This is a genomic window from Dyadobacter sp. (genome assembly GCF_051859145.1).
GTDB lineage: Bacteria > Bacteroidota > Bacteroidia > Cytophagales > Spirosomataceae > Dyadobacter.
This window is the reverse complement of the sequence record NZ_JBHYGF010000162.1, coordinates 1,022-8,582: the sequence shown is the minus strand read 5'-3', so window position 1 is coordinate 8,582 and position 7,561 is coordinate 1,022. Positions and strand designations below refer to the sequence as shown.

Genomic DNA, 7,561 nt, shown 5'->3' with positions numbered 1-7,561 from the left:
AAAAACCTTGAAAAATAAAGGGGAACTATCCTGCGGCACAGAAATTTAGCCCGTTGCTTTTTCATCATGACATTTTTCAAAATGGATCAGCAAACAAAATCGATTTCCGACCCGGGAAAGCTGGGTTTATATGCAATTGCCGCAGTGGGTCTCATTGCCGCAGCCAGGAGTGTGTACAAGCGGGTTACCCGTTATGATTTTACCGGAAAGACGGTCATTATTACCGGCGGTGCCCGGGGCCTGGGGTTACTGCTGGCGCGTGGACTGGCAAGAAAGGGGGCTAATCTGGTGATATGTTCACGGAACCCGGAGCAGCTTAAAGACGCTGAAACTGAACTGCACGGACTTGGCGCGCATGTACTTGCAGTTACAGCTGATTTAAGCCAACAGCAGGATGCCCGGCAAGTAGTAGCGGCGGCAGTCGAAAAATTTGGATCCATTGATGTGTTGATCAACAATGCAGGTACGATGATCGTTGGTCCGCAGGAATCAATGGAGATCCAGGATTACAAAAAAGCAATGGACGTAAATTTCTGGGCGGCATTGTACATGGTTAAAGCTGCATTGCCGCATCTGAAACAATCCGAAGGCCGGATCGCCAACATCTGCTCTATTGGCGGAAAGATTTCAGTACCGCATTTGTTGCCTTATAGTGTCAGCAAGTTTGCCATGGTAGCATTGTCGGAAGGTTTGCACGCCGAATTGAAACGGGATAAAATTATGGTCACAACTGTGATACCCAATCTAATGCAGACCGGCAGTACCAAAAATGTATTTGTAAAAGGTGATCAGGAAGCCGAATACGCGTGGTTTAAAACAATGGCGTCTTCTCCGTTATTTTCACAAAAAGCGGAGAAATCGGCGGCGCAGATTATCGAAGCGATTGAATATGGAGAAAATGAAGTAATACTAACTGCAAGTGCAAAGCTGGCAGTGGCATTGCAGGGCGCTAACCCGGGGCTTGTTTCTGCACTTTCGGCTTCGGTAAACAATTTTATGCCCAAAATGACAGAGGATGGTTTCGAAACCAAAAAGGGTTCTGAGTCAGAATCTGAAATATCGGAATCCGAAATCAATTGGCGCACAGATAATGCAGCAGCAGCGAATAACGAACTTTAACCCGATCATGCTATGAAAAACGGCAATCTCCCCGAAGACCAATCACTGGTTCTTTTTACGGATATGAATGGAATTCCGCGCGAAGGGATTTATAAAAAAGGCTCAAAAGCTTTCGTGGAAGCAGTAGGCGACGAGGGGCCCGAAGATACAGGCAATATTTATCCTGAGGAAGATATCGTATCGTGGGAATACCTCGAAAAGCGCGATAAGCCTAATTCTGATATTATGGTGATTTTGTAAAACAATTATTCAAGTCAGCAAAAAGCACCTGGCAGTAATCTGCTAGGTGCTTTTTGGTATCTCACTGACGTACTCAACTCCCCATTTATATAGTTCGCTGATACTTGGTTCCAGCTTCTTTCCTTTTTCCGTTAAGGTATATTCCACTGTGGGTGGCACGGTTGCAAACACCTTCCTCTTAACGATTCCATTCTTTTCCATATTCTTCAATTCCTTTACCAGCATCCGGGTGTTTATTTTCGGTATAAGCCGCTCTAACTCGCTGAAACGCTTAGTGCCGGTGAATAAAGCGTAGATGATCGACATAGACCATTTTCCGCCAATTACTTCCAAAATCTCCTGCAAGGCGCAGCGCTCATTATTTTCTTTCATGTTTTTGTTTATCATAAGCTGCTGAATGTCTGTAAGTCTTTACTTGTTGTTATTACTATACAAAAGTGTTACTACTTTCAAAAGTAAAGTTACTGATTTTACTTTACAATCCATTTAAAACAAACAACATGGATACGATACTGAAAGGGCAGGTTGCATTGGTAACAGGCGGAACGAAAGGCATTGGTAAGGCCATTGCTGACCAATTAAGCAGCAGAGGTGCAGAGGTGGTAGTAACAGCGAGAACCGCACCTGCGGAAGATACAAACGGACAATATTTCATAGCGGCAGACCTCACACAACCCGCAAGTGCAGAAGCTATTGCCAGGGAAATCCTGGAAAAATATGGCAGGATTGACATCATTGTGAATAATGCAGGCGCAAATCTGGGGCCCGGCGGGGGCTTTAATGCATTATCAGACGAACACTGGTACAATGACTGGCAATTGAATTTTATGTCGGTCGTGCGGATTAACAAAGCGTTGTTGCCATCAATGATCAGTCAGAAAAGCGGTGTTATCATCAATATCTCCACAGGTGCCGCAAAACAGCCGATCTGGGAGATGACTATGTCCTACTCTTCTGCAAAAGCGGCATTGAATGCATATAGCAAAGCATTAGCCAGTGAACTCGGCCCGAAAGGTATACGGGTAAATGTAGTCTCGCCGGGTGTCGTCAAAACGCCATTAATGCTGGATTTCATCGAGAATATTGCAAAGTCTTCCAATATCACGTTTGACAATGCTTTTCAAGCCGTCATGGACAAAGTGGGCGTTCCGATCGGCAGAATGGCCGAGCCGGAAGAAGTTGCAAGTCTGGTAGCCTTCCTGGCTTCGCCGCAGGCAAAGTATATCACCGGAACCAACTATTCAGTCGACGGCGGTGCTTCTCCGACAGTTAGTCACTAATACAAAAAAGGACTTAGCTTAACCGGCTAAGTCCTTTTTTGTATTAGTGGGCCACCTGGGATCGAAGCGAATCGCCGCCCCGGCAGCCACCTACTGATTATGAGGCATAAAAAAGACCTAACTGTATGAGTTAAGTCTTCATTTCAAAGTGGGCCCACCTGGGATCGAACCAGGCACCTACTGATTATGAGTCAGTTGCTCTAACCGAATGAGCTATAGGCCCTTAACATATTTGTACTATCGCCTAGCGAACCAGGCACCTACTGATTATGAGCGGCCGCCGCGCGGTCAGTTGCTCTAACCGAATGAGCTATAGGCCCTATAACTATTAATTATGTCAGTTGCTCTAACCGACCGGGCAAACGCTTTGTGAGCTATAGGCCCAATTACTATTGATTATGTCAGTCGCTTTGATTGACCATCCAAACTTTCATTTGGAGTGCAAAAATAGCTAAACCGTGCAATTCTCCAAACGATACTGGCAAGAATAACTGCTTTTGTCCGTTGCTTCTTTTATTACTTTTGGGGAAAAAATTGGCTTTGAATAAAAGAAAGATAATTAACGATCCCGTTTACGGGTTTATCACTATTTCGTCTGATCTGCTCTATGACCTGGTAGATCACCCGTTTCTGCAACGACTTAGAAGAATCAAGCAGCTTGGGCTGGCTGATATCGTTTATCCCGGCGCGTTGCATACGCGCTTTCACCACGCACTTGGCGCAATGCACCTGATGGGGCAGGCACTCAAAGCTCTACAGGAGAAAGGGCACCTGATCTGGCAGTCGGAGCTTGAAGCGGCGCAGGCTGCTATCCTCCTGCACGACCTCGGCCATGGACCTTTTTCTCATGTACTTGAAAGCGTTATGCTGCCCGGCGTCGAGCATGAGGCAATTACGCTTTCGATGATGAAAGAGCTCAACAGGCAAATGGACGGACGATTGGATATGGCCATTCAAATGTTTAAAGGCACTTATCCCCGCCAGTTTTTTCACCAGATGATTTCCAGTCAGCTCGATATGGACCGGATGGATTACCTGAATCGCGATAGTTTTTACACCGGAGTTATCGAAGGTTCCATCGGCGCCGACAGGCTCATTAAAATGCTTGATATCAGCGGCGACGAACTGGTGGTAGAAGAGAAAGCACTTCTGAGTATAGAAAATTTCCTGCATGCACGCCGCCTGATGTACTGGCAGGTATATCTCCACAAAACACTCCTGAGTGCGCAGGCAATGCTGACTGTAATTCTCCATCGTGCCCGCGAGCTGGTGGCAAATGGCGCCAAATTGTTCGCGACGCCCGATTTTGAACAATTTTTACATAACAGGTTCACCATTGAAGATTTCGATTCAAAAGCGGGATTGACTCAGGCCTTCAACGGTTTGGACGATAATGACGTATGGGCTTCTGTGAAAGGATGGAAAACACACGAAGACCTGGTTCTTTCCGTTTTATGCAGGAAGCTGCTAGATAGGGACTTGTTTAAAATTCAGTTTTACGACGAAAAACCAGGTGATGAAGTGCTGGGTCCTCTCCGGGAACAACTCCGGAGCGCCGGTGTGAAGGATGCAGAAATGGACTATTTTCTGATCGAAGGTGAAACGGCCAACTCTGCTTACGAAAAGGAACAAGACCCGATCCGCGTAAAAATGAAGAATGGAAATTTGCTCGATATAGCCGCTGCATCAGATATTCCGACCATTGAAGCGCTGACTAAGATTGTACGCAAGTACTATGTATGTTGGGCTAAAAATGTATCTTTGCGTGGTTAGCAAGGATCATATCAAGAAGGAGCTGTCTGACTAATTTAAGCAACATACTCGAAACACATTAGCCGAAAAATATGAAATTTACTGTCAGCGAGATTGCCCAAATGCTTGATGGAACCATTGTTGGAGATGAAAAAATTACAATTGATTCGGCTGCTAAAATTGAAGAAGGGCGTCCGGGCTGCATCTCTTTTTTAGCCAATAGTAAATACGAAGCTTACGTTTATTCAACCGGATCTTCCGCGGTTATCGTTAACAAAGACTTTACTCCAAAGAAAGAAGTTACGGCTACATTAATCTACGTCGAAAACGCTTACACTGCATTTACAATTCTTCTTGAAGAATATCAGAAACGCCTTGCAAAGAACAAGTCGGGTATAGAACAACCCAGCTTTATCGGTGAAAATAGCCAGGTAGGCGCTGATGTTTACCGCGGTGCATTCTCCTATATAGGTAAAAATTGCATTGTTGGTGATCATGTTAAAATTCACCCCCACAGTTTTCTGGGCGATAATGTGACGATCGGCGATAACACGATAGTCCACCCCGGTGCACGTATTTACCAGAATACAATTGTTGGTAAAAACTGCGTGATCTCCGCCAATGCAGTAATCGGCAGCGACGGGTTCGGCTTTGCGCCGCAGACTGACGGAAGCTACAAAGCAATACCTCAGCTTGGCAATGTGATTATTGAAGACGATGTAAGTATCGGCTCCAATACAACGATCGATTGCGCTACCATGGGTTCAACCATTATCCGGCAAGGTGTCAAAATAGATAACCTGGTGCAGATTGCCCATAATGTAGAGATTGGAAAAAATACCGTAATTGCAGCACAGTCAGGTATCTCCGGATCTACTACGATCGGCGAACAATGTGTGATAGCAGGGCAGGTAGGAGTAGTTGGTCACATTTCAGTTGCAAATAAAACCAAGATCGGCGCACAAAGCGGACTTGGTAAATCGGTTAAAAAAGAAGGACTTTCTTTCTCAGGATCTCCTGCGCGGGATTTGAACGAACATCTGAGATCCATGGCGTTGGTAAGAAGGCTGCCTGAAATGGAAGAACGATTGAAAGACATCGAACGGAAGCAGGAAACATCTGACTTTCAATAGAATACTGCCGGTACCCCAACAAGCCTTTATGCAGAAAAGGATTTTATATAATGAACGAAAAACAACAAACCATTTCTAGGTCAGTATCCGTAACCGGAGTGGGTTTACATACAGGTGTAGTTGCGACGATGACCTTTGTTCCCGCGCCAGCTAACCACGGATATAAGTTCCAACGCGTTGATTTGCCAGATCAGCCCATTGTAGATGCCGATGTTGACAATGTAGTGGACCTTTCCAGAGGGACTACCATTGAGCAAAACGGCGCCCGCATTCACACAGTTGAACACACGCTCGCTGCTTTGGTTGGCTTACAGATCGACAATGTGCTTATCCAGCTTGACGGTCCGGAGCCTCCGATCATGGATGGTAGCTCCATTAAATTTGTGGATGCGATCATGGATGCAGGTATTGAGGAACAAAACGCGTACCGCAACTACTTTGAAGTTCCTGAATACGTACATTATATCAATAAAGAAAATGACACGGAGCTGGCAGCATTGCCGCTTTCGGATTACCGGCTGACGGTAATGGTTGATTACAATTCTACTGTAATCAGCAGCCAGCATGCTTCTTTGAATGATATTACGCTTTTCAAAGATGATATAGCCAAATGCCGCACTTTTGTGTTTTTGCATGAGCTGGAAGCATTGTACAAGCAAAACCTGATCAAAGGCGGCGACCTGACGAATGCGATCGTGATCGTGGACAGGGAAGTGCAGGATGGCGAGCTGGACCATTTGTCACAGCTTTTGAATAAACCAAAAGTGAGCGTCAACAAATCAAAAGGCATTTTGAATAATGTTGAGCTACATTATCCCAACGAAATGGCCCGGCACAAGCTGCTGGACCTGATTGGAGACCTTGCACTGGTAGGCCGCCCGATCAAGGCGCAGATCCTTGCTGCACGTCCCGGTCACGCTGCCAACGTAGCACTTGCCAAAAAGATCAAGAAACTGATCAAATCGGGCAAAGGGGATATACCACAATATGACCCCAACAAGGCACCGATATTTGACATCAATCAGATCGGCAACCTGCTTGCGCACCGCTATCCATTTCAGATGATCGACAAGATCATCGCATTGGATGAGAACAGCGTAGTGGGTGTTAAAAACGTGACCATCAATGAGCAGTTCTTTCTAGGACACTTCCCGGGAAATCCTGTAATGCCTGGCGTCTTGCAATTGGAAGCAATGGCGCAAACCGGCGGTATCCTGGTGCTTACGAGCGTTCCTGATCCTGATAATTACTGGCCCTATCTGATCGGTATAGATGCCTGCCGCTTCCGCCGTAATGTTTTCCCCGGAGATACAGTAATTTTCAAATGTGAATTTACATCTCCGATGAAAAGAGGTATTGTAAAAATGAGTGGCCGCGGCTATGTAGCCGGCCAATTGGTATGTGAAGCTGATATGATAGCAAGCCTGGTAAAGAAAAAATGACACCAACCACCTTAGCATACATTCATTCTGATGCGAAAATCGCCCAGAATGTTGAAATAGAACCATTTGCTATGATCCACGCCGATGTTGAAATCGGAGAAGGAACATGGATTGGTTCGCACGCCGTAATTAATTCCGGCGCAAGAATTGGTAAAAATTGTCGTATTTACCCCGGAGCGGTAATTTCAGCTACTCCGCAGGATTTGAAATACAACAATGAATACACACTCACAGTTATTGGTGACAACACAACGGTCAGGGAATATGCGACGATCAGCCGCGGGACCGAAGAGCACTGGAAAACGGTAGTAGGCTCCGACTGTCTTATTATGGCTTACGCGCATGTAGCGCATGACTGCCGGATTGGGAGCAATTGCATTATCGGTAACAATGTGCAAATGGCCGGTCACGTGCATGTGGGTGACTGGGCAATTGTAAGTGCATTAAGTGCTGTTCATCAATTTGTTAAAATTGGTGCGCACTCATTTGTGTCAGGTGCTTCGCTTGTCCGCAAGGATGTTCCTCCATTTACCAAAGCCGCCCGCGAGCCGATTTCTTACGTAGGTATCAATTCGGTTGGATTGAGACGCAGGGG

General features: G+C 45.8%; 8 protein-coding genes and 1 tRNA gene. 7 read left to right on the top strand and 2 right to left on the bottom strand.

Annotated features, from left to right (window positions below; translation table 11 throughout):
• Positions 1-81: 81 nt before the first annotated feature.
• Positions 82-1,119, top strand: a complete 1,038-nt coding sequence (locus ACTIE6_RS10950; protein WP_439556668.1) for an SDR family NAD(P)-dependent oxidoreductase — start codon at positions 82-84, stop codon at positions 1,117-1,119.
• A gap of 12 nt (positions 1,120-1,131) precedes the next feature.
• The gene (locus ACTIE6_RS10945; RefSeq protein WP_056291242.1) at positions 1,132-1,359 is read left to right on the top strand and encodes a hypothetical protein; all 228 of its coding nucleotides are present in this window, start codon (positions 1,132-1,134) and stop codon (positions 1,357-1,359) included.
• Positions 1,360-1,401: 42 nt separating this feature from the next.
• Here ACTIE6_RS10945 and ACTIE6_RS10940 read toward each other — a convergent pair whose 3' ends face one another.
• Entirely contained in the window at positions 1,402-1,731 is a 330-nt protein-coding gene (locus ACTIE6_RS10940; protein WP_439556667.1) for a winged helix-turn-helix transcriptional regulator, read from the bottom strand.
• 128 nt (positions 1,732-1,859) lie between these two features.
• Here ACTIE6_RS10940 and ACTIE6_RS10935 point away from each other — a divergent pair, with 128 nt between their 5' ends.
• Positions 1,860-2,639, top strand: coding sequence for an SDR family oxidoreductase (locus ACTIE6_RS10935; RefSeq protein ID WP_439556666.1), 780 nt, complete (start codon positions 1,860-1,862; stop codon positions 2,637-2,639).
• Positions 2,640-2,788: 149 nt separating this feature from the next.
• On the opposite strand, the gene ACTIE6_RS10930 is transcribed toward ACTIE6_RS10935, so the two are convergent.
• Positions 2,789-2,862 (bottom strand) — tRNA-Ile (locus tag ACTIE6_RS10930).
• 317 nt (positions 2,863-3,179) lie between these two features.
• Here ACTIE6_RS10930 and ACTIE6_RS10925 point away from each other — a divergent pair.
• From ACTIE6_RS10925 to lpxA, 4 genes are all read left to right on the top strand, one after another.
• On the top strand, positions 3,180-4,412 hold the full coding sequence (locus tag ACTIE6_RS10925) for an HD domain-containing protein (RefSeq protein WP_439556665.1): 1,233 nt from the start codon (positions 3,180-3,182) through the stop codon (positions 4,410-4,412).
• Positions 4,413-4,483: 71 nt separating this feature from the next.
• Positions 4,484-5,524 (top strand): UDP-3-O-(3-hydroxymyristoyl)glucosamine N-acyltransferase, encoded by a 1,041-nt coding sequence (lpxD, locus tag ACTIE6_RS10920; RefSeq protein ID WP_439556664.1) that lies wholly within the window; start codon positions 4,484-4,486, stop codon positions 5,522-5,524.
• 50 nt (positions 5,525-5,574) lie between these two features.
• Entirely contained in the window at positions 5,575-6,966 is a 1,392-nt protein-coding gene (locus ACTIE6_RS10915) for a bifunctional UDP-3-O-[3-hydroxymyristoyl] N-acetylglucosamine deacetylase/3-hydroxyacyl-ACP dehydratase (RefSeq protein ID WP_439556663.1), read from the top strand.
• The coding region (gene lpxA, locus ACTIE6_RS10910) for an acyl-ACP--UDP-N-acetylglucosamine O-acyltransferase (RefSeq protein WP_439556662.1) at positions 6,963-7,561 on the top strand (599 nt) is incomplete at its 3' end. The genes ACTIE6_RS10915 and lpxA, both read left to right, overlap by 4 nt.